17 protein-coding genes are annotated in these 21,602 nt (G+C 71.0%); 10 read left to right on the top strand and 7 right to left on the bottom strand.

Annotation, left to right across the window (positions count from 1 at the left end):
• Positions 1-143: 143 nt before the first annotated feature.
• Complete coding sequence (locus AB0F88_RS34220) at positions 144-1,364, bottom strand: pentapeptide repeat-containing protein (protein WP_362693798.1); 1,221 nt, start codon at positions 1,362-1,364, stop codon at positions 144-146.
• 976 nt (positions 1,365-2,340) lie between these two features.
• Here AB0F88_RS34220 and AB0F88_RS34215 point away from each other — a divergent pair.
• Positions 2,341-2,691 (top strand): SH3 domain-containing protein, encoded by a 351-nt coding sequence (locus AB0F88_RS34215; protein ID WP_362693795.1) that lies wholly within the window; start codon positions 2,341-2,343, stop codon positions 2,689-2,691.
• Positions 2,692-2,855: 164 nt separating this feature from the next.
• Here AB0F88_RS34215 and AB0F88_RS34210 read toward each other — a convergent pair whose 3' ends face one another.
• Both AB0F88_RS34210 and AB0F88_RS34205 read right to left on the bottom strand, forming a co-directional pair.
• Positions 2,856-3,173, bottom strand: a complete 318-nt coding sequence (locus tag AB0F88_RS34210) for a multidrug efflux SMR transporter (RefSeq protein ID WP_362693792.1) — start codon at positions 3,171-3,173, stop codon at positions 2,856-2,858.
• A gap of 5 nt (positions 3,174-3,178) precedes the next feature.
• Positions 3,179-3,910 (bottom strand): SDR family oxidoreductase, encoded by a 732-nt coding sequence (locus AB0F88_RS34205; protein WP_362693789.1) that lies wholly within the window; start codon positions 3,908-3,910, stop codon positions 3,179-3,181.
• 83 nt (positions 3,911-3,993) lie between these two features.
• Here AB0F88_RS34205 and AB0F88_RS34200 point away from each other — a divergent pair, with 83 nt between their 5' ends.
• Positions 3,994-4,575, top strand: coding sequence for a TetR family transcriptional regulator (locus tag AB0F88_RS34200; RefSeq protein WP_362693786.1), 582 nt, complete (start codon positions 3,994-3,996; stop codon positions 4,573-4,575).
• Positions 4,576-4,670: 95 nt separating this feature from the next.
• Here the strand turns inward: AB0F88_RS34200 and AB0F88_RS34195 are convergent, their stop codons facing one another.
• Genes AB0F88_RS34195 through AB0F88_RS34185 form a run of 3 tightly spaced genes read right to left on the bottom strand, consistent with a single transcriptional unit; the run spans position 4,671 to position 7,771 of the window.
• Positions 4,671-6,167, bottom strand: a complete 1,497-nt coding sequence (locus AB0F88_RS34195) for a tripartite tricarboxylate transporter permease (RefSeq protein ID WP_362693783.1) — start codon at positions 6,165-6,167, stop codon at positions 4,671-4,673.
• Complete coding sequence (locus AB0F88_RS34190) at positions 6,168-6,806, bottom strand: tripartite tricarboxylate transporter TctB family protein (RefSeq protein ID WP_362693780.1); 639 nt, start codon at positions 6,804-6,806, stop codon at positions 6,168-6,170.
• The gene (locus tag AB0F88_RS34185; protein WP_362693777.1) at positions 6,806-7,771 is read right to left on the bottom strand and encodes a tripartite tricarboxylate transporter substrate binding protein; all 966 of its coding nucleotides are present in this window, start codon (positions 7,769-7,771) and stop codon (positions 6,806-6,808) included. The genes AB0F88_RS34190 and AB0F88_RS34185 overlap by 1 nt, the downstream gene beginning before the upstream one ends.
• A gap of 173 nt (positions 7,772-7,944) precedes the next feature.
• Here AB0F88_RS34185 and AB0F88_RS34180 point away from each other — a divergent pair, with 173 nt between their 5' ends.
• The 8 genes from AB0F88_RS34180 to ilvC all read left to right on the top strand — a co-directional run bounded on the left by AB0F88_RS34180 (position 7,945) and on the right by ilvC (position 20,099).
• Entirely contained in the window at positions 7,945-9,747 is a 1,803-nt protein-coding gene (locus AB0F88_RS34180) for an ATP-binding protein (RefSeq protein WP_362693774.1), read from the top strand.
• Positions 9,748-9,761: 14 nt separating this feature from the next.
• Positions 9,762-10,436 carry a response regulator gene (locus tag AB0F88_RS34175; protein WP_362693896.1) on the top strand — a complete coding sequence of 225 codons (675 nt, stop codon included), beginning with the start codon at positions 9,762-9,764 and terminating at the stop codon, positions 10,434-10,436.
• Positions 10,437-10,835: 399 nt separating this feature from the next.
• Positions 10,836-12,617: a VanW family protein gene (locus tag AB0F88_RS34170; RefSeq protein WP_362693771.1), complete on the top strand. Its 1,782-nt coding sequence runs from the start codon at positions 10,836-10,838 to the stop codon at positions 12,615-12,617.
• A gap of 120 nt (positions 12,618-12,737) precedes the next feature.
• Entirely contained in the window at positions 12,738-13,646 is a 909-nt protein-coding gene (locus tag AB0F88_RS34165; protein WP_362693768.1) for a 2-hydroxyacid dehydrogenase, read from the top strand.
• A 335-nt stretch (positions 13,647-13,981) separates the two neighbouring features.
• The gene (locus AB0F88_RS34160; protein WP_362693765.1) at positions 13,982-16,588 is read left to right on the top strand and encodes a GGDEF domain-containing protein; all 2,607 of its coding nucleotides are present in this window, start codon (positions 13,982-13,984) and stop codon (positions 16,586-16,588) included.
• Positions 16,589-16,764: 176 nt separating this feature from the next.
• Positions 16,765-18,552: an acetolactate synthase large subunit gene (locus AB0F88_RS34155; protein ID WP_362693762.1), complete on the top strand. Its 1,788-nt coding sequence runs from the start codon at positions 16,765-16,767 to the stop codon at positions 18,550-18,552.
• A 2-nt stretch (positions 18,553-18,554) separates the two neighbouring features.
• On the top strand, positions 18,555-19,079 hold the full coding sequence (gene ilvN, locus AB0F88_RS34150; RefSeq protein ID WP_362693759.1) for an acetolactate synthase small subunit: 525 nt from the start codon (positions 18,555-18,557) through the stop codon (positions 19,077-19,079).
• 39 nt (positions 19,080-19,118) lie between these two features.
• Entirely contained in the window at positions 19,119-20,099 is a 981-nt protein-coding gene (ilvC, locus tag AB0F88_RS34145) for a ketol-acid reductoisomerase (RefSeq protein ID WP_362693893.1), read from the top strand.
• A 317-nt stretch (positions 20,100-20,416) separates the two neighbouring features.
• Here ilvC and AB0F88_RS34140 read toward each other — a convergent pair whose 3' ends face one another.
• A complete protein-coding gene (locus AB0F88_RS34140; RefSeq protein ID WP_362693756.1) occupies positions 20,417-21,280 on the bottom strand; it encodes a CAP domain-containing protein in 864 nt (287 codons plus the stop codon).
• Positions 21,281-21,602 lie beyond the last annotated feature (322 nt).

Raw genomic sequence — 21,602 nt, 5'->3', positions numbered from 1 at the left:
TCGGCCCGAGGTGTCCCGGGAGCCCGAGCGAAAGGTCTCCCGGGAGCTCGCGCCTCGCGCGAAGAGCTTCCCGCGCGTCCGTGTGAAGGGTCCCCCGGAAGCTCGCGCTCGCGCGAAGGGTCTGTCGGGACCAGACAGTGTGATCAGGAGCTTTCTCCGAACCGGGTACGTGCGTCGGTGAGCGCCTCCGCCCGGATCTCGGCCGGTGTTCTGCCGAACGCGCCTCTCAGGTCCGCACCCATCAGGTTCGCGCCGGTCAGGTTCGCATCGGTCAGTTCCGTGCCTCTCAGGTTCGCGCCGGTCAGGTTCGCACCGCGCAGTTCCGCGTTGATCAGGTCCGCGCCGCGCAGGTCCGCACCGCGCAGGTCCGCGCCACTCAAGTTCGCACGCTCCAGATAAGCGTTGGTCAGGCTTGAACCGTTCAGTTTCGTGCCGATCAGGATCGCACGGAACATGTCCGTGCGGTTCAGGTCCGCGTTGCGCAGGTCCGTGCCGCTGAGGTTCGTGCCGCTCAGGATCGCGCGGCTCAGGTTCGTGCCGGTGAGGTTCGCACCGCTCAGGAACGCGCCGCGCAGATTCCCGCCGCTCAGATCGGAGCCGCCGAGGAACCTGTCGATGAGATCTGCGTGCGGGAATCGGGCTTTGGAGAAATCGGCGCGGTCGTGGCCGGCCGACGTGGCGCTCAGGGGTGATGGAGTGGTGAGGGCCGGGGCGATGGTGAGGGCGGCAAGGACGTCGGCCGGTGGTCGTATGGGTTCGACGACAACGGTTTCCTTCCACTCGGGGTCGCAGGGTTTGGGTGGAGGTTCGGAAACGCACAGGTCGTGGTTGCGCACGAACGCGGCGAGCACGTTTCTGACGGTGGGGCGGTCGCGGGGAGAGTCGGCGGCGAGGCGCTGGAGGGCGTAGATGGCTCCGAGCCGGACGTCTACGGCGGGTGAGGCGAGTTGTTCGACGGCTTTGGTGTAGCGGTCGGTGATCTGTGCTTCCTGGTTGGCTCCGAGGGCACGGGCGGTGTAGTCCAGGGTGCCTGCGGTGTAGTCGAGAGTGCGGGCGGTGAAGAGGATGCCGAGGATGACGGCGGATGAGGTGATCACGGCGGTGATCGCCTGGAAGGGGCGTTGCCGGTAGGCGTCCCACAGTTCCTGGCGTTCTTTGGCGGAAAGGGTTTCGAGTTCGGCCCGGTGGGGCCGGTCGACGGGCGGGTGGCGGCGAAGGAAGCGGCTGACCAGCGACACGGCCTTCGGCCGGCGCTCTGCGGTGGTCGGTGCGGTGACGGGGTCGTCCTTGGCGGGGCGCGTGGAGCGGCGGGACAAGTGGGTGAACGTGCGAGTGACTCGGTGCGCCGGGCGGGGGGTGGCCATGATTCAACGGTAGGGATCGGAGGATCGCACGGTCAGCGGAATGAGCGTGTGCCTGAGCCGGTATGGCCGGCGTGTGAGCGTGTGGAGGCTCCCGCGGCCTCCCGGCCTCGGTGCCGAGAGCCGGCCACGGGTTCCCGCCTTCGATCCCCGGTCATGGGGAGGAGTCCAGGAATGATCACTTGTGCCCTGCTCGTGACGCGCGGGATCGGGCGTCGTGGCCACCGGAGGGCAGGCGGACGGTGAGGCTCGGGCCGCCTGGTGAGTGTGCCGTGGTGCGGGGTACGTGCCGGCGGCCGGAGCGCGTCCGCCTCCCGCACGGTCAGTTCGCGGCGGGCTGTTCGCCGGGGCGGCGATAGGCGCCGTGCCACCAGATCTTGCCGAGTTCGCGTGCGAAGGCCGCGTCACCACTTCCGTCGTCCACACTGATGTGCCGGGCGATCGCCTGCGCGCCCCCCAGACGATCACCCGGCTCGCCGCCACGGCGTCCAGGTCGGCAGGCGTCGAGCCCGACTCCTGTTCGTCGACGAGTGTTTTGTGAACGGTCTCGTCGAATTCCTCGAGATCGGCGGAGTAGAAGTCACGCACGGTCGGGTCGTAGGTGGCCAGTTCTCTCAACGCGGACAGTGTCGCGAAATTCTCCCGGTGTATCGCGATGACCTCCTCGAAGAATTTGTCGCGACCGCCGGCGGGTTCGGGATCGGGACGGGGGTCGCGCCGGTCGCGTCGCGGGTTCGCCGGGAGATCCGGGCGCCGCCGGGCGGGTGGCGGAGGCCGGAAGTCCTTATCGGTCGCATGGATTCCGGTGATCGGAGCGGCCTTTTTTATGTGGTAATTCATATTTCTGAATATGAACAGGTATTGACGGAATTCTTGGTGCCTTGCACAGTAATCACTGCAGTCCCGCCTTTCACTCCGACATGACCTGACCTCACGATCGGAAGAACGTCCAATGAAAAGGTTTCTGACACTTGCCGCCGTGACGTTGACGGCCGCCGCGGGAACGGCCGTCGCGGCCGTCCCCGCTCAGGCGGCTCCGGTGAAGGGCGCTTCCGCCCTGTCGGCGGCCTCCGCCGTGGACGCGGTGATCATCGCCGACGGGGTGCGCCTGCGGTCGAGTGCCGGAGGATCGACGGTCATCGGCTACCTCTACTACGGCGACTACGGGCAGCTTCTCAGCTGGTCGGGCGGTTGGTGCAGGTTCCGGCTGGGCGGCAGGTCGGCCTCGGGGCTGCCCTCGGGCACCACGGGATGGGTTTCTTGCAGCTATCTGGCCACGGAGGACGGCCGGAAATTCAACGGCCCGGCCGTCGACACCCTGCAGGAATAGCCTCCTTCCCGGGATGAGCCCGGCCGCCCGGCTCCCCACGGCCGGGCGGCCGTTCCGCGTCGCGGGGTCCCTGCGTCGCATCACCTGTCCCGAGGTTCCGGCGTCGCAACACCCGTCCCGGGGTCCCGGCGTCGTGTTCCGCGTCGCGAGGCTCCGGCGTCACGTCACCCGTCCAGGAGCTTGAGGCCGATGACGCCGATCAGGATGAGCGCCAGGCAGGCCAGCCGGGCGGGGGCCGCGCTCTCGCCCAGGGCGGCGATGCCCACGGCGGCGACCCCGAGGGTGCCGAGCCCGACCCAGACCGCGTACGCGGTGCCCATGGTCAGGGTCCTGAGCGCGAAGGTGAGCATGACGAAGCTCAGGACCGCGGCCGTCACCCCGACGAACGCCGGCCAGAACCGGGTGAACCCGTCCGAACGTTCGAGCGCGGTGGCCCAGACGATCTCCAGCGCGGCCGCCACGAGAAGCAGAACCCAGGCCATGGCGGTCAGGCCGTGGCGCCCGCGTCGACGGTGACGGTGGCGCCGGTGATGTTCCCGCCGCCCTCTCCCGCCAGATGCGCGACGGTGGCGGCGATGTCGGCCGGGCTGCAGTAACGGTTCAGGGCGGTGAAGCGCCGCTCCTCCTCCGCTCCGGGGCCGTCGGCAGGGTTCATCTCGGTATCGGTCGAACCGGGTTGGACGAGGTTGGCCGTGATGCCCCGCGGGCCCAGATCCCTGGCGAGCCCCTTGGTCAGGCCGATCAGCGCGGACTTGCTCATCGCGTAGAGCGTCCATCCCGGGTACGGCACGCGCTCGGCGAGGCTGCTGCCGACGCAGATGATCCGGCCGCCCCCGCCCATGTGCCGGGCGGCCGCCTGGGCCAGCACGAACGAGGCGCGGGAGTGGATCGCGAGGACACTGTCGACCTCGGCGAGGGTCACCTCCTCCAGCGGCCCGAACGAGGCGACGCCGGCGTTGCTGACCGCGATGTCGATCCGGCCGAACTCGGCGACCGTCCGCTCGACCGCGGCGACCAGCGCGCCGGCGTCGGCGGCCTCCGCCGCCACGGCCAGCCCGCGGGCGCCGGCGGCCTCGATCTCCTTGACGACCGCCGCCGCCCGGTCCGCCGCGCGCGCATACGTGATCACCACGTCGGCGCCCTCGGCGGCCAGGCGCACGGCGACGGCGGCGCCGATCCCACGACTTCCCCCGGTGACCAGCGCGACCCTGCGTGTCATGGTGTGCTCCTTAAGCGGAATCAATTCCACTTAACCATAAAGCGGAACCGATTCCGTTTACAAGTCTCCAGTAGCCTGTGATCGTGGACGTCGTCATGAACCCGCGCAGGGAGCGGGTCGACGCGGCGCGCAACCGGATGAAGATCCTCGCCGCCGCCGCCGACATCGTCGCCGCTCACGGCGTCGAGGGGCTCGCGATGGCGGAGGTGGCCGCCGCCGCGGGGGTGGGCGTCGGCACGCTGTACCGCCGGTTCGGCGATCGCTCGGGGCTGGCGTACGCGCTCATCGACGAGCGGGAACGCGAGTTCCAGGAGGCCTTCATCGAGGGGCCGCCGCCCCTGGGGCCCGGTGCCGACGCGCCCGCCCGCATCCGCGGCTTCCTGCACGCCCTGGCTGACAGGACCGTGGAACAGCTGGACCTGCTGGTGATGGCCGAGACGGCGACACCGTTCGCCCGCTTCGGCGGTGCCTACGAGGCCTACCACGCCCACCTGTCGATGCTCGTCACCCAGGCCAGACCCGGCGCCGACGCCTACGTCCTCGCCGACGCCCTTCTCGCCCCGCTGGCCGCGCCGCTGCTCGCCCACCGCCTGCGCGAGTGCGGGGTGACGGTCGAGCGCGTCAAGGCGGGCCTGGACGACCTGCTGGCCGTGTTCACGCCCTGAGCGCACGCCCGCACGAGGGCACGGAACCGGAAAACGGGCACGGACCGAGGTCCGTGCCCGTCGGGGCCGCGTCCGGGCGCGGCCGGTTCTTCCGTTCAGGCGCCGCGACGGCGGGCGGCCGCCTTCCTGATGAGGGGCGTGCACAGCGCCAGCAGCGAGACGACCAGCAGCGTCGCCGCGATCGGGCTCTTGACCAGCACCGTCACGTCGCCCGCGCCGATGGCCAGGGCCCGGCGGAGCTGGATCTCGGCCATCGGGCCCAGGATCAGGCCGATCACCGCCGGGGCCACCGGCAGGCCGAAGCGGCGCATCGCGAAACCGAGCAGGCCCAGGATGTAGAGGATGACCAGCTCCACCCAGGAGGAGTTCAGCGCGTAGACGCCGAGCGCCGCGAACAGCACGATCCCCGAGTAGAGGTAGGGCCGGGGGATCCGCAGCACCCGGGCCCAGAGCGGGGCCAGCGGCAGGTTGAGCACCAGCAGCATGGCGTTGCCCACGAACAGCGAGGCGATCATGCCCCAGACCAGCGCCGGGTTGTGGTCGAACAGCTGCGGGCCCGGCTGCAGCCCGTACTGCTGGAAGGCCGCCAGCAGGATCGCGGCCGTCGCCGAGGTGGGCAGGCCCAGCGTGAGCAGCGGGACGAGCGTGCCCGCCGCCGAGGCGTTGTTGGCGGCCTCGGGACCGGCGACCCCCTCGATGGCGCCCTTGCCGTACTCCTCGCGGGCGATCCCGCGCGCCAGGCGCTTCTCGATCGAGTACGACAGGAACGTGGGGATCTCCGCTCCGCCGCCGGGCAGCGCGCCGAACGGGAAGCCGAGCGCGGTGCCGCGCAGCCACGGCCGCCAGGAACGCGACCAGTCGGAGCGGCCGAGGAACGCCCGGCCGACCGGGACCACCTCCGGCCGGCCGTGCCGCAGCCGCGAGGCGACGTAGAGCACCTCGCCCAGGGCGAACAGCCCGACCGCGACGATCACCACGTCGATGCCGTCGAGCAGCTGCGGGATGCCCAGGGTCAGCCTGGCCTGCCCGGTCTGCTGGTCGATGCCGACGAGCCCGATGACCAGGCCGAGACCCAGCGAGGCCAGCCCTCGTACGACGGAGCGGGACAGCACCGACGACACCGCGGTGAAGGCCAGGACGGCCAGCGCGAAGTAGTCCTCGGGGCCGAAGGAGATCGCGAAGTCCACCACCAGGGGCGCCGCGACGACCAGGAGCCCGGTGGCGATGGTGCCCGCGACGAACGAGCCGATCGCGGCCGTCGCCAGCGCCTGGGCCGCCCGGCCGCGTTTGGCCATCTTGTTGCCCTCGAGCGCGGTGATCATCGAGGAGCTCTCGCCGGGCGTGTTGAGCAGGATCGAGGTGGTCGACCCGCCGTACATGCCGCCGTAGTAGATGCCCGCGAACATGATGAACGCGCTCGCCGGGGGGACGGTGAACGTGATCGGCAGCAGCAGCGCCACGGTCATGGCCGGGCCGATGCCGGGCAGCACGCCCACCAGCGTGCCCAGCGTGACGCCCACCAGCGCGTAGAGCAGGTTGACCGGGGTGAGGGCGGTCGCGAAGCCGTCCATCAACAGCTGGAAGGACTCCACTCAGATCACCCCGGACAGCAGCCCGGCCGGCAGCGTCACGCCGAGGCCCCTGACGAACACCAGGTAGGTGAGAGTGGACAGCACGATCGCGATGACGCCCGCGCGCAGCCGGTGGGCCGCCCCGAGCGTCACGGACAGGCCGAAGAAGAGCAGCGCGCCCGCGATGACCCAGCCGAGCAGGTCGAGCAGCCCGGCGAAGGCGAGGAAGATCACGCTGACCAGCGCGACCGTCCGCCAGTCGGCCCGCGCGCCGGAGTCGGCGTCCTCGGCCTCCTCGGGGTCGCCGTGGCCTCCCCTGAGCACGTCGACCACGTAGAACAGCCCGATCAGCAGCATCGCGCCCCCGACCAGGGCCGGGAAGAAACGGGGCCCGAGACCGAGGGCGGAGCCCGCGGCGGTCACGTCGGCGGTGCCGGCGATCACGAACGCGCCCAGCGCGAGGACCGGCACCGCCAGCCCCAGCTCCGGCCGCCGCCACGACCACCCGGTCCCGGCCTCGGACGCGGTACCGGGGTCCCGGCCGGTACCGCCGTCGCCCGCGCGGGCGGCGGCGGGTTCTGATCCGGTGCCGTGGTCACCGGTACCGGCACCGATGGCGCCGGTGCCGGCGGGGCCTGACGGGTCTTCTGCGGGAGACATCAGGAGACGAGGCCCATCTCCGCGATGACGGCCTTGACCTTGGTCTGCTCCGCCGCGAGGAAGTCGGCGAACGGCTGGCCGGTCTGGAAGACGTCGGTCCAGCCGTTCTTCATCACCGCCTCCTTCCACGCCGGGGAGTCGTGCATCTTGGTGACCAGGTCGGTGAGGGCCTTCTTCGCCTCGTCGTCCAGCCCGCCGGGCGCGACGAACCCCCGCCAGTTGGCCAGCTCCACATCCAGGCCCGCCTCCTTGATGGTGGGGGCGTCCACGTTGCCGAGCCGCTCGGGAGAGCTGACGCCGAGGGCGCGCAGCTTGCCGGACTTCACGTGCTCGGCGAACTCGCCGATGCCGGAGATCCCCATCGCGACCTTCTCGCCGAGCAGCGCGTTGAGCGCCTCGCCGCCGCCGGAGTGGGCGATGTAGTTGACCTGCTTGGGATCGATGCCCGCGGCCTTGGCCATCAGGCCCGCCACGATGTGGTCGGTGCCCCCGGCGGAACCGCCCGCGATGGCGATCTTCGTCGGGTCCGCCTTCCACGCCGTCACCAGGTCGCCCAGCGTCCGGTACGGCGATCCCGCGGGAACCACGACGATCTCGTACTCCTCGGTGAGCTTCGCGATCGGCGTGGTGTCGGCCAGGGTGACCTTCGACTTGTTCTGCTCGACCGCGCCGACCATGACCAGGCCCATGGTCATCAACAGGTCGCCGTTGCCCTTCTCGCCCGCGAGCTGGGCCAGGCCGATGGTGCCGCCCGCGCCGGGCACGTTGTAGACCTCGACCTTGCGGGACGGCTCGGCGGCCTTGAGCGCCTCCCCGGCGACGCGGGAGGTCTGGTCCCAGCCGCCTCCCGGCGAGGCCGGCGCCATGATTCTCAGCGCGCTCGTACCTGAGCCGCCGCCGGAACCGCAGGCGGTGAGGGCGGCGAGGGACAGCACCGCGAGGGCGGCCAGTCTCCGAAGACGCATGGTCAGCTCCAAACAAACGTGAAGAAAGCGTGGTGAGGATCGTGACCTCACCAGGCGGCCCTGTCGATCCTTTGCGTGGTTTCCGTCGTATCGGTCATATTGGTCACACCTCCTCGCGACCTCGCCGTTATCTCCGGCTGCTTTCATCGAGGCCCTGACCAGGGAGTTGACTCGTGCGACGCTTACTCAACGCCTCGCTCGGCACCCAGCTTTTCGTGTTGCAGACCGTGATCGTGTTCCTCGCGGTCGGCGGCACGGCGGGCGTCTGGATGGAGCACACCCGCGTCCTGCTGGACCGCCAGTACCAGCAGCGCGCCCTGGCGATCGCCGAGTCGGTGGCGGGGCTTCCCCAGGTGCGTGAGGCGTTCGGCCGGCCCCGGCCCGAGCTGAGCCTGCAGCCGATCGCGCTCGGGGTGCAGGCGGCCACCGGCGCCGACTACGTGGTGATCGCGAATCGCGACCAGATCCGCTACGCCCACCCCAACGCGGCCCTGATCGGCAAGAGGCTGTCCACCGACGGCTCCGAGGTCATGACGAACGGGCGGCACTGGACCGGCATCCAGACGGGCACCCTCGGCCGTTCGGTACGCGGCAAGGCACCGATCTTCGACTCCTCGGGGCAGGTCATCGGCCTGGCCTCGGTCGGGATCCTGGAGGGGACCGTCGCCGACCAGCTCGGCGAGGCGCTCCCGCCGCTGCTGTGGACGGTCCTCGCGGTCCTCGTCGCCGGGTCGGCCGCCGCCGCGCTGATCGCCCGGCGGGTACGCCGCCAGACGTTCGGCCTGGAACCCGCGGAGATCGCGGCCCTGCTCGAACAGCGCGAGGGCGTGCTGCACGGCGTCAAGGAGGGGGTGCTCGCCCTCGACCTCCAGGGACGGGTGACGCTGGTCAACGACGCGGCGCGCGACCTGCTCGGACTCTCCCAGCACGACGTCGGCCGGAGCCTGCGGGAGATGCCGCTGTCCGACCGGATGCGGGACGTGCTGGACGGCGTGGACGCCGGCGACGACCGGGTGGTCCTCCACCGCGACCGGGTGCTGGTGCTCAACCGGACCCCGGTGGCGGTACGGGAGCGGCAGAGCGGCTGGGTGGTCACGCTGCGGGACCGTACCGAGCTGGTGCGGCTGGCGCGCGAGCTCGACCAGGCCAGCACCACGACCGGCGCGCTGCGCGCGCAGGCCCACGAGTTCGCCAACCGGATGCACACGGTGGTCGGCCTGCTGGAACTCGGCGAGCACGAGACGGCCGTCAGCTACATCACCCAGACCACCGAGGCCTACAGCAGGCACGCCTCGGGCATCAGGGAGAAGGTCGCCGACCCGACGCTGGCCGCGCTGCTGCTGGCCAAGTCGGCCGAGGCGGCCGAGCGGGGCGCGACCCTGGTGCTGTCCGACGACTCCCGGGTGGAGGCGGGCATGCTCGGCGATCCGCACGACGCGGTCCTGGTCGTCGGCAACCTGGTCGCCAACGCCCTCGACGCGCTGCAGGAGACCGGGGGAACGGTGGAGGTCTCGGTCCGTACCGAGGCGGACGGACTGCGCGTCCGGGTCGGTGACTCCGGTCCGGGGATCACCCCGGGCCTGGTCCACGAGGTGTTCAGGGAGGGCTTCACCACCAAGGCCGCCCACGCCGGGCCGCGCGGTCTGGGCCTGGCCCTCACCCGCCAGGCGTGCGCGCGCCGGGGCGGCTGGGTGCGGGTGCACAACGCGGGCGGAGCCGTCTTCACCGCGCTGCTGCCCACCGGCGAGCCCGCGCTTCCGCCGGCCGGTGAGCTCTCGCTTCCGTCCGCAGGGGAGCCCGCGCCTCCGTCCGCCGGCGAGCCCACGCTTCCGCCGGCCGGTGAGCCCGCGCCTCCGTCCGCCGTCGAGCCCGTACTTCCGTCCGCCGGGGAGCCTCCCCCGTCCCGTACCGGTGAACCCGGTGAACCTGCGCCGCCCCCCGCGGGGGGATCCGCCGAACGGAAGGTGCCGAGTTGACCGGGAACGGGCACATGGGGGAGATCCGCGTCCTGGTCGTGGACGACGACTTCATGGTGGCCAGGATCCACGGCGGCTACGTCGCCAGGACGCCCGGCTTCACGGTCGCCGACGTCGTCCACACCGGGGGCGCCGCGATCGCGTCGGCCGCGGTGCGCCGGCCCGACCTGGTCCTGCTCGACATCTACCTGCCGGACATGTCAGGACTCGACGTCCTCGCGAAGCTCAGGGAGGCCGTGCACCCGGTGGACATCCTGGTGATCACCGCCGCGCGGGACGTGGCCACGGTCCGGGCGGCGATGCGCGGCGGCGCGGTCAACTACCTGATCAAACCCTTCACCGCCCGCGCCCTGGCCGAGCGCCTCGAGCAGTACGCCGAGATCCGCAGGCAACTCGCCACCATCGGGGACGAGGCCCGCCAGGACGAGATCGACCGGCTCTTCGGCGCGGTCAAGGGAGTGCCGCCGCCGCTGCCCAAAGGGCTGTCCGGCACCACCTGTTCCCTGGTCGCCGCGGCGCTCAGGGAGAGCGGCGACCTGTCCGCCGCCGAGGCGGCGACGATCACCGGTCTCTCCAGGGTCAGCGCCCGCCGATACCTGGAACACCTGTGCGCGGCGGGCCAGGCGGAGCTCCGCCCGAAGTACGGCACCGCGGGAAGGCCGGAGCACCGTTACCGCTGGACAGGCTGATTTGTTACTCCTTTTGGGACGGCGGTTGACCAATGTGGTTTAAGGTTGCCGGAGGTGGAAGCTGCGAAGCAGGAGGATGCGGAGGCCGTGCGGAACGCCGGAGCGTCTGTGAACCCGCCACCGGACCCATTTGAGGCAACGCCCCTCCCCTCGGGCCCCGTCCCGCCGGGCGCCCGCGACCCGCGCTTCCCTCCCGGCGTGCAGGGAGCCCGTTCCCAGGGCGGCCCCGGCCTCCCGCCGGGAGTCTCGCCCGACATCTTCGGCCCCACCGGGGGCGCGGGATCTCCCGGTCTCGGCGGCCCCCCCGGTCCCGGTGGTCCTCCCGGTCCCGGAGGCCCCCCCGCGCCGGCCCGCGGGATGACGCTCCCGCCCGCAGCCCGGCCCCCGCAGCCCTGGCAGATGGCCTCCCCGCCGGAACGCCCCTTCCAGCGTGACGAGCCCACGCTCGTCCCCGGTGGCGACGGAGGGTTCCCGCAACCCGGCGGGCTCCGCTACGAGGAGCCGCCCCCGCGCCGCCGCGGGGCCCGCAGGTTCCTCCTGATCGTCCTCACCGTGCTGTTCGTCGTCGGGCTCGCCTACGCGGTGCCCGCGGTCATCATGTCCGGCAGGATGCTGCCGGGCACCACGGTGCGGGGCATCGACATCGGCGGCCTGACCGCGACCGAGGCGGCCGACAAGCTCAGGGACCGCCTGGTGGGCGAGGCCTCCGGGAAGATGACCCTCCTGGCCGCGGGCAAGCGCCACGACTTCGACCCCGGCAAGGCGGGGCTGGAGTTCGACGTGGTCGCCACCATCAACCAGGCGCCCAGCGACTTCCCCAGCCCCTCCCAGGTCTGGCGGGCCTTCACCGGCACCACCGAGCTGGAGCCCAAGGTCTCCGCCGACTCCGAGAGCATGCGGACCGCGGTCGCGGGCCTGGCCAGGAAGATCGACCTCAAGGTCCGCGAGGGCTCGGTCACGTTCGAGGGTGTCAAGCCCGTCGTCGTGACGCCCCGCGACGGCAGGGAGCTGGAGCGGGAGGCCGCGGTCGCCGCGATCACGAAGGCCTTCCTCGGCCCGTCGAAGGAGGTCCGCCTGCCGGTCTCGGTGATCAAGCCGATGGCCGGGCGGGACGCGGTCGAAAAGGCCGCGGCCGAGGCCGGCGACGCCCTGTCCGGGCCGGTCACCCTGACCTTCGCCGGCAAGCAGGCCCAGCTGCCGGTGGAGACCCTCGCCGCCCACCTGTCCTTCAAGCCGGACGGTTCCGGCGGCATGGAGCCGGAGTTCGACGCCAGGAGCGCGGTCGCCTCCGTGGAGGGCGACCTCGTCGACCCGGTCCTGGCCCCGCGCGACCCCACGTTCCAGATCGTCGGGGGGAAGCCGAAGCTGGTGCCCGGCCGCAGGGGGAAGGGCGTCAACGACGAGCGGCTCGCCGCCGACGTGGCCAAGATGATCGCCGGTGACGGTGACCGGACGATCCCGGTGCTCCTGACCACCGTCAAGCCGCGGATGTCCGACGCCGAGGCGCGCAAGCTCGGCATCAAGGAGCGGATCAGCCAGTTCACCACGCCCTACGCGTGCTGCGTGCCCAGGGTCACCAACATCAAGACGATCGCCAGGCTCCTGGACGGCTACCTGGTGAAACCGGGCGAGACCTTCTCGCTCAACGGCGTCATCGGCCAGCGCGACACGGCCCGCGGCTTCGTCCCCGCCCCCATGATCCAGGGCGGCAGGCTGGTCGACTCGGTCGGCGGTGGCATCTCCCAGTTCGTCACCACCATGTACAACGCGGTGTTCTTCGGCGGTCTCGAGGACGTCCAGCACGTGGCGCACGAGTTCTACATCTCCCGCTACCCGGCCGGGCGCGAGTCCACGGTCTCCTGGCCCGAGCCCGACTTCCGCTGGAAGAACGACTCGCCGTACGGCGTGCTGGTGAAGACCTCCACCAGCGACACCGGGGTCACCGTCGCGTTCTGGAGCACCAAGCGCTACGAGGTCGAGTCGATCTCGTCCGAGAGATACGACGTCACCCCGTTCAAGAGCGAGACCGACAGCGGTCCCGACTGCATCGAGATGGTCGGCCAGAACGGTTTCACGATCGACGTCTGGCGCGTCTTCAAGCAGGACGGCAAGGAGATCAAGCGCGTCAAGAAGACCACGGTCTACCGCCCCGAGCTCAACCTGAAGTGCGTGCCCGAATAGCGAGGTCGCGCCCGCTCCTCTCCTCCGCCCGGCCGCCGGCGTGTCCACGTGGCCGGGCGGCGGCGTCCCCGGGGCGATCGGCGGTGCGGCGGCACGGGTGCGCGGCTGGATAATGCGTCCATGAAGATCTGGGTCCCTTCCAAAGCCGCGGCCGATGTCCTGTGCGACCTTCCGGAAGTGGAGTGCGTCGTCTACGACGGCACGGAGCCGGTGCCCGAGGACGCGCACGAGGCCGAGGTCTGGATCCCGCCGCTGATGCCGGTGGCGGACCTTCCCGGGCTGCTCGCCCGGATGACCGGCCTGCGGCTGCTGCAGACCGTCACGGCGGGAGTCGACGCCTACCGGCCGCACCTGCGGGAGGGGGTGACGTTGTGCAACGCCAGGGGCGTGCACGACGCGGGCACCGCCGAGTGGGTGGTGGGAGCGATGATCTCCGTGCTCCGCGGGTTCCCCGGGTTCGTCCGTGCCCAGCTCGAGGGCGAGTGGACCTATCACCACACCGGGGTGCTGGCCGACTCCACGGTCCTGGTCGTCGGCTACGGCTCGATCGGCGAGGCGCTGGAGCGGCGGCTCGACGGTTTCGAGGTCGGCGTCGTCCGGGTGGCCAGGACCGCCAGGCCCGGCGTGCACGGCCTGGACGAGCTGCCCGCCCTGCTGCCCGGCGCGGACGTGGTGGTGCTGCTCGTCCCCTCGACGCCCGAGACGACCGGCATGGTGGACGCCGGGTTCCTGGCCGCGATGAAGGACGGCGCCCTCCTGGTGAACGCGGCCAGGGGCACGGTGGTCGACACGGACGCGCTCGTCGCCGAGTTGCGGAAGGGCCGAATCCTCGCCGCGCTCGACGTCACGGCCCCCGAGCCCCTGCCCGCGGGCCACCCGCTGTGGACGGCGCCGGGAGTTCTCATCACCCCGCACGTCGCGGGCAGCAATCCGGCCTCGGTACGGCGCACGCTGAAGCTGCTCCGCTCCCAGCTGCTGCGTTACCTCGCGGGCGAGCCGCTCAAAAATGTGATCACGGGTTCGTACTGACCGGCAAAGGAATCCGGACCGTGGCTGCCTCGTGACCTGCGGTGCGTACCGTCGGTTAAAAGTGATCTCCGGGGTTCTCGCGGTTATCAGATCGGTGACGACTACGGCGTTGTCGCCCCTCGCGCGGACCGGACGGCACACACTGGCCCTGTGCCGGTGCGAGCGCCGAGGACGAAGGACGACGCGCTCACGCCGGCAGCGCGAGTGCGGCGAGCAAGGGATGCTGCGAAAGCGAAACACATCGACGAGACACACCAAACGACACTGATGGGCAGACGACATTGATCCGCTGGCGTGACCCCCGGGTACCGCTGACCGCCGCCGCCGTAGGCGTGGTGGGGCTCGTTGCCGCTCTGGTCAGCGGCGCTCCCGCCGTGGTCGTCGAGGCGGTGGCGGGCGTCGTCACCGCCGCGGCCGCCGCGGGCTCGCTGTTCGCCGCCGCCTCCAAGGTGATCGACAGGCGCAGGGCGCTGGCCTGGCGCTGGCTGGCCGGAGGCTCGGTCACCTGGCTGGCCGGGGTGGGGGTGCGGCCGATCGCGGACGGCGCGCCCTTCGTGGTGACCTTCGCCGACCTGGTGCTCCTGGCCGGTACGGCCATGATCGCGGTCGGCACCGCGCTGTCGGCGGCCCGGCCCGCGCGCGGGCACGCCCTGCTGCGCGACCTCGCCGACTCCTACGTGTGCGCCGCCGCCATCCTGGTGATCCTCTGGGTGTCGCTGGTGGGCCCGGTCTACGGCGACGCCGGTGACGCGGGCGACGCCGCGGTCAGCTTCGCCTCGCCGCTGTTCTGCCTGATCCTCGCCTGCGTCGTGGGCCCCGCGGTGGTGCCGATCCGGCGGTCGGCCTGGCCGGTCGGCCTGGCCGCGCTGGCCGTGCTCGCCGCCGTCACGACCTCTGAGACGATCACCGCGCTCGCCCGGGTGAACGGTGACACGCCGTCCCTGACCTGGGTGTGGCTCGCCCCCGCCGCGTTCCTGGTGCTCGCCGCGGTCCCGTGGAGCGGGCCCGCGACCCGGCCGCCCGAACCCGAGGCCGACGAACCGTCCGTCCGCGAGAGCACGTCGTCGCTGATCGCGGCCGTGCCGCTGTTCCTCGTCGGCGTGGCCACCGTCGTGGTGCTCCTGCGCGTGATCAGCGGCGGGGTGCACGGCCCGCCGGCGGTCCTGGCCTCGGTGTGCGCGTCGATCGTCGCCGTCCTGCTGGTACGCCTGTTCGTGACGCTGCTGGAGACCGGGCGGCTGCGGAGCCTGCTCCACCTCGGCGAGCGGCAGCTGCACGACCTCGCCGAGAGCGCCGGGGACGTGGTCATGCTGTGCGACTACGACGGTGTGGTGCGGCAGATCGGCGAGGGCGTCGAGATCACGTACGGCTACCGCCCCGACGACCTGGTCGGCGGGAGGATCTTCGACTACATCCACCCCGAGGACGTGCCGGGAATCCAGGCGGCGCTGAGCGCGATGAGCCTGGAGGAGGAGGCCGAGGAGGGGCCGGGCGCGTGCATGGTCGCCTGCCGGGTCCGGGCCTCCGACGGGACCTGGCGGCCGGCCGAGTCGGTGGCCACCCGGCACGTGCGCGGCGAGGACCTGCTGCTCGTCACCACCCGCGACATCAGCGACCAGGAGGCCCTGCGCAGCCAGGTCGCCCACCTCACCTTCCACGACGGCATCACCGGCCTGCCCAACCGGGCCTACTTCGAGGAGCGCACCCGGGAGGTGCTGGCCCGTCCGGGCGCGAGCAACGTCGCGGTGGTCTTCCTGGACCTGGACGGCTTCACCGCGGTGAACGACTCGGTGGGTCACGCCAGCGGCGACTACCTGCTCGGCCAGGCGGCCCGCAGGCTGCGCGCCGCCGTACGGGCCGACGACACCCTGGCGCGCTGGGGCGGCGACGAGTTCGCGGTGCTGCTGGAGGCGCCGGTCGACGCCCAGACGGCGGTCGACCTGGCCGAGCGGCTGGTCCGCACGGTCTCGTCCGAGCCGTTCCGGGTGGCCGACCGCGACGTCGCGCTGACCGCGAGCGTCGGGGTGGCCTTCGCCGACGACGACGTCTCCTCCGCCGACCTGATCCGCAACGCCGACGTGGCGATGGCCAGGGCGAAGGAGCTGGGCGGGCGCCGGGTCGAGGTGTTCGCCGCGCACATGCACGCCGACGTGGTGCGGCGCCTGGAGCTCGCCGCCGACCTGCAGCGGGCCCTGCTGGAGAACCAGTTCGCGATCGAGTACCAGCCGGTGGTCGACCTGGCCACCTCGCGCGTCACCGCCGTCGAGGCGCTGGTGCGCTGGTGCCGGAGCGGCGAGTTCGTCCCTCCGGAGCAGTTCCTCGGCCCGGCCGAGGACACGGGCCTGATCGTCCCGCTGAGCGAGTGGATCCTGCGCGAGTCCTGCCGGGAGGTGGCCGCCTGGCGCGCCTCCGCCTGGGAGATCGGGCTCTCGCTCAACCTGTCGGCCCGGCAGATCATGGCGCCGCGCTTCGTGGAGACCGTCGAGGCGGCCCTGGTCGAGAGCGGGCTGCCGCCCAGCGCGCTGACCCTGGAGGTCATCGAGGAGATGCTGGTCGAGGACGCGGAGGAGACCATCACCCGGCTCTCCGAGCTGCGCACCCTCGGGGTCCGGCTCGCCATCGACGACTTCGGCACCGGCTACGCCTCGCTGGCGTTCCTGCGGCAGCTTCCGGTCGACATGATCAAGATCGACCCGTCCTTCGTGTCCGGGCTCGGCCGTGACGAGACGCTGACCCTGCTGACCCGCACGATCGTGCGGCTCGGTCACGACCTGGGACTGATCGTCGTCGCCGAGGGCATCGAGCGGCCCGAACAGCTGGAACTGCTGCGCGAGATGGGCTGCACCCGCGGCCAGGGATTCCTGGTGGCGCGCCCGATGGCCGCGCGCGGCGTCGATTCGCTGATGCGCACGAGCCTCTCCAGCCTCGGCACTCCCGCGTGACCTCGCATCTCGGACTCTGAGATATGTGTCCCATGAATTTGACGCGGGGGTGCCGCGTCGGCCATGGTGGAGCCATGCAGCTTCACCGTGGGATTCTCGTAGTACTTCGCCGGCGCGCGGGCCGATAGCGAAGCACTACGACCTGCGCGCCGCCCCAGCTCCGCCGACCAGGCGGAATGGGGCATTTTTTATGCCATTACGCATGCTCAGCCACAAGGAACGAGCCGATGACCGAACAGATGACAGGAGCCCAGGCCCTCGTGAGGGCGCTGGAGCACGTCGGGGTCGACACTGTGTTCGGGATCCCGGGCGGCGCGATTCTCCCCGCCTACGATCCGCTCTACGACTCGGTCAAGGTCCGGCACGTGCTTGTACGGCACGAGCAGGGCGCGGGTCACGCGGCCCAGGGCTACGCGCAGGCCACCGGCAGGGTCGGCGTCTGCATGGCCACCAGCGGTCCCGGCGCGACCAACCTGGTCACCCCGATCGCCGACGCGTACATGGACTCGGTCCCGATGGTCGCGATCACCGGCCAGGTGCCGAGCGGCGCCATCGGCACGGACGCCTTCCAGGAAGCCGACATCTCCGGCATCACCATGCCGATCACGAAACACAACTTCCTGGTCACCGACCCGGACGACATCCCCAGGACGATCGTCGAGGCCTTCCACATCGCCTCGACCGGTCGGCCGGGGCCGGTGCTGGTCGACATCGCCAAGGACACGCTCCAGGCGATGACGACGTTCCAGTGGCCGGTCGTCATGCAGCTGCCCGGTTACCGTCCGGTGACCCGGCCGCACTCCAAGCAGATCCGCGAGGCGGCGAAGCTGATCGTCGAGGCCAGGCGGCCGGTCCTCTACGTCGGCGGCGGCGTGCACCGGGCGGGGGCGTCGGCGCAGCTGCTGGAGTTCGCCGAGCTGACCGGCATCCCGGTGGTCACCACCCTGATGGCCCGGGGCACCTTCCCCGACAGCCACCCGCAGCACATGGGCATGCCCGGCATGCACGGCTCGGTGTCGGCGGTCGGCGCGCTGCAGAGATCCGACCTGATCATCGGGCTCGGCGTCCGCTTCGACGACCGCGTCACCGGCCAGCTGTCCAGCTTCGCGCCGCACGCGAAGGTCGTCCACGCGGACATCGACCCGGCGGAGATCTCCAAGAACCGGCACGCGGACGTCCCGATCGTGGGTGACTGCAAGGAGGTCCTCTCCGACCTGATCAACGTGGTGCGCAACGAGGAGCGCAAGGGCGACTACGCCGACTGGTGGACGGCGCTCAACGCCTACAGGGCGACCTACCCGCTGGGCTACACCGAGTTCGAGGACGGCTCCCTCGCCCCGCAGTACGTCATGGAGCGGCTGGGCGCGCTCGTCGGCCCGGACGCGATCTACACCGCGGGCGTCGGCCAGCACCAGATGTGGGCCGCGCAGTTCATCGGCTACGAGAACCCCGGCACGTTCATCAACTCCGGCGGCGCGGGCACGATGGGTTTCGCCCTGCCGGCGGCGATGGGCGCCAAGATGGGCCGCCCCGACACCACGGTCTGGGCCATCGACGGCGACGGCTGCTTCCAGATGACCAACCAGGAGCTCGCCACCTGCACCATCGAGGGCGTGCCGATCAAGGTCGCGATCATCAACAACGGTAACCTGGGCATGGTCAGGCAGTGGCAGACGCTGTTCTACAACCAGCGTTACTCCAACACCGACCTGCAGACGGTCCGCCGGATCCCCGACTTCGTCAAGCTCGCCGAGGCGTACGGTTGCGTGGGGTTGCGGTGCGAGCGCCCGGAGGACGTGGACGCGACGATCAAGAAGGCCATGGAGATCAACGATGTGCCGGTGGTCATCGACTTCGTGGTGCACCAGGACGCCATGGTGTGGCCGATGGTCGCCGCCGGGACCAGCAACGACGAGATCAAGTTCGCGCGCGACATGGCGCCCGTCTGGGACAGCGAGGACTAGGCATGAGCAGGCACACGCTCTCCGTGCTGGTGGAGAACAAGCCGGGCGTGCTCGCGCGCGTCGCGTCGCTGTTCAGCCGCAGAGGGTTCAACATCGACTCGCTGGCGGTCGGGCCGACCGAGCACGCGGACATCTCCAGGATGACCATCGTGGTCAACGTCGCCGACCTGCCGCTGGAGCAGGTCACCAAGCAGCTCAACAAGCTCGTCAACGTGCTGAAGATCGTGGAGCTCGACCCGGCGCAGTCGGTGCAGCGCGAGCTCACCCTGATCAAGGTGCGGGCCGACGCGGAGAACCGGTCCAGCGTGCTGGAGCTGGTCAACCTGTTCCGGGCACGTTGCGTCGACGTCTCCTCGGACGCGGTGACCATCGAGGTCACCGGCACGCCGGACAAGCTGCAGGCCTTCATCAAGGTCCTGGAGCCGTTCGGCATCAAGGAGCTTGTCCAGTCGGGCATGGTGGCCATCGGCCGCGGAGCCCGTTCCATCACCGACCGTTCTCTCCGGGCCCTGGACCGGACCGCGTAACGCGTACGAGAAACCCGAAAGGTTAAGCAAGTGACTGAGATCTTCTACGACGACCAGGCCGACCTGTCGATCATCCAGGGCCGGCATGTCGCCGTTCTGGGATACGGCAGCCAGGGCCACGCCCACGCGCTCTCGCTGCGCGACTCCGGCGTGGACGTCCGGGTGGGCCTGCCCGAGGGTTCCAAGAGCCGGGAGAAGGCGGAGGCCGACGGCCTGCGCGTGCTCACCCCCTCGGAGGCCGTCGAAGAGGCCGACCTGACCATGATCCTCGCGCCGGACCACATCCAGCGCCACCTGTACGCCGACCACGTGGCCCCGAACCTGGTCGAGGGCGACGCGCTCTTCTTCGGGCACGGCCTCAACATCCGCTACGGCCTCATCGAGGCGCCCGAGGGCGTGGACGTGGCCATGGTCGCTCCCAAGGGCCCCGGTCACCTCGTGCGCCGCCAGTACACGGCGGGTCGCGGCGTGCCGTGTCTCGTCGCGGTGGAGAAGGACGCCAGCGGAAACGCCCTGGAGCTCGCGCTGTCGTACGCCAAGGGCATCGGCGGCACCCGCGCCGGCGCGCTGAAGACGACCTTCAAGGAGGAGACCGAGACCGACCTGTTCGGTGAGCAGGCCGTGCTGTGCGGCGGCGTGTCCGAGCTGATCAAGGTCGGTTTCGAGACCCTGATCGAGGCGGGCTACCAGCCCGAGGTCGCCTACTTCGAGTGCCTGCACGAGATGAAGCTGATCGTCGACCTGATGTACGAGGGCGGCATCTCGAAGATGTACTGGTCGGTCTCCGACACCGCCGAGTACGGCGGCTACTCCCGCGGCCCGCGCATCGTGACGCCGGAGACGAAGAAGGAGATGCAGCGCATCCTCGCCGAGATCCAGTCCGGCGAGTTCGCCAAGGAGCTGGTGGAGGAGTTCGACGGCGGGCAGAAGAAGTTCACCGCCTACCGCGAGGAGATCGCCGAGCACCCGATCGAGAAGACCGGCGCCAAGCTCCGCCCGATGATGAGCTGGCTCAAGTAGCGGCACCCGGTCTCACCGCGCCCGGGTTCACAGCGCTCGGATTCACAGCGCCCGGTCTCACCGCGCCCGGGTTCACAGCGCTCGGATTCACAGCGCCCGGGTTCACCGCGCCCGGGTTCACAGCGCCCGGTTCGCGGGCTCGATCCGCAGCGCTCAGGTCACCGCGGTCAGGTGGCCGCGCTCGGGAAGAGCGCTCGGGAAGAGCAACGGCCCGTGCCCCCCGCGACGAGTTCACGTCGCGGGGGGCACGGGCCGTTTTCCGTCAGGTGCGCTCCGGGCGCCTTCCGGGTGCCGGTGGGGGCGGCGGCCCGGGGTGCCTAGTGCCTGGCGAAGTTCTGGGTCCAGTAGATGCCCCGGGAGCTGTTGGCCACGCCCACCCCGAGGTGGGTGTAGGCGCAGTTCACGATGTTGGCCCGGTGGCCGGAGCTGTTCATCCAGGCGGTGACCACCTCGGCCGGGGTGCGCTGGCCCATCGCGATGTTCTCGGCCCAGGCCCGCATCGGGCTGAACCCGCTCGCCTTGATCCGGTCGGTCATGTCGCGGCCGTCCTGCGAGGTGTGGCTGAAGTAGTTCTTGGCCGCCATGTCGTCCGAGTGGCCCTGCGCGGCCGAGCGCAGCTGCGGGTCGGAGACGAGCGGGCCGCAACCGTTCTTCTGCCGCTCGGCGTTGGTCAGGCGCACCACTTCCTCGGACACGGAGGAGCCCGGCGCGGAGCTGGGGGCCGTGGTGGGGGTGGTGCTGGCCGAGGGGGTCGGCGCCGGAGTCGGCTTGGTGGTGCCGGTCGGGGTGGGGGTGGGGGTACCGGTGGGGGAGCAGCTGAGCCTGACGGGCTTGGAGCGGCCGCTGTTGCCCCGGTAGTCGGTGACGACGGCGTAGTAGACGCCGGGGGCACAGCGCAGCTTCACCGTCACCCGCCCGTTGGTCCCCTGCCGCGACGCGCTCTTGACGATCGGGTCGGCCCCGGGGACGGCGCGCTTGATGCGGATGCGGACCAGGGCGGTGTCGTCGCAGCCCAGCCGCGCGGCGGAGGCCTGGATCCGTCCGGCGGCGTTGACGTACGGCTTGGCGGCGTACACACGGCACTCGGCCTGGGGAGCGGCCGCGGCGTGAGCCGTGGCGATCGGCGTGCTGAGGGCCGCCAGGCTCCCGAGGCAGAGAAGTGCCCCTAGCGGTCTGCGCATGTCGGTTCCTCCAGTTGGTTAGACGCTGGATGGACTCCGCATTCTGTCGGGGACGGATCGCTCTTGTCAGCAAATTACGGACATTAACTGTGGGTCCCAGGTAAACCAGAGTGGTGGCAGAGACGTCGGGGGCCGGCGGTGCTCAGGTCGCATTACAGCCCTCTTAATCCCGATATTTCCCTATATGGGCAGTCTGAGCTGGACGTATGCCGCAGGGGTGGGGGTCGTGCCGCCGGATCGCGCGGGACGGGCGGCGGTCTCGCCGCCCGGCGCCCTCCGGCCGGGCGGAGCCGAAATATTCTCGCCTTTGCCGGACCGCCCC

This window comes from Streptosporangium sp. NPDC023963 (assembly GCF_040639135.1).
GTDB lineage: Bacteria > Actinomycetota > Actinomycetes > Streptosporangiales > Streptosporangiaceae > Streptosporangium.
Note: the sequence above shows the minus strand (reverse complement) of the source record. Positions and strands in the feature narration are given on the sequence as shown.